The organism is Curtobacterium sp. B18 (genome assembly GCF_000333375.1).
Classification (GTDB): Bacteria; Actinomycetota; Actinomycetes; order Actinomycetales; family Microbacteriaceae; genus Curtobacterium.
Map to the genome: position 1 here is coordinate 1 of NZ_BACZ01000338.1, position 804 is coordinate 804.

The 804-nt window shown below is 70.4% G+C and carries 2 pseudogenes; one reads left to right on the top strand and one right to left on the bottom strand.

Annotated features, from left to right (window positions below):
• Window positions 1–651: pseudogene (locus I5E_RS25385) on the top strand (hypothetical protein); the annotation flags it as partial.
• On the opposite strand, the pseudogene I5E_RS25980 reads toward I5E_RS25385, so the two are convergent.
• A pseudogene (locus I5E_RS25980) lies at window positions 548–804 on the bottom strand (hypothetical protein); the annotation flags it as partial. The pseudogenes I5E_RS25385 and I5E_RS25980 sit on opposite strands and share 104 nt — an antisense overlap.

The following is an 804-nucleotide window of genomic DNA, read 5'->3' on the forward strand; positions in this document are numbered from 1 at the left end:
ACGTTCGCGCTGGGCGGTGCGCCGCCGGCGTCCGCGGTGCAGGCGACGACGCCCGCAGCGACGTCGGCGACCACCACCGCTGCCGCGGCGTCGGCGACGAACGCCGCCGCGGTAGGACCGAGCTCCGGGACGACCTGGTTCGGGCCGGACATCGACTGGGGTGACGACGCCCCCGACGGCTACGCCGGACGCCTCGGCGCGACACCGTCGATGTACGGCGTCGAGATCCCGTACCCGCTCGACCGCAGCGCCCGCAAGGAGTTCCTCCGCGCGACCCGAGCGGCGGCGACGCAGGGCGCGGTCCTCGTCGTGAGCTTCGAGCCCGACCGGTCGCTCGGGTCCCTGACCGCCGCCGACGCCCGAGCCGCGAACACCCTGCTCGAGGACGTCCACCGGCAGTACGACACCCAGGTCCTCGTCCGGTTCGCACCGCAGATGAACGGCACGTGGGTGCGGTGGGGGCAGCAGCCGACCCAGTTCGTGCAGGCCTTCCGCGCGCTCGCGACGGCGGTGCACGCCGGCAGCTCGGACGCCCTGATGGTGTGGTCCCCGTCGTACGGCGCCGGGTACCCCTTCGGCGAATTCCGAATACCGCAAGCGACAGGCCGATCATCGTCGCGCTCCAGCGAAAGCGGTCCTCGCCGAAAATGACCCAGAGCGCTGCCGGCACCTGTCCTACGAGTTGCATGATAAAGAAGACAGTCATAAGTGCGGCGACGATAGTCATGCCCCGCGCCCACCGGAAGGAGCTGACTGGGTTGAAGGCTCTCAAGGGCATCGGTCGACGCTCTCCCTTATGCGACT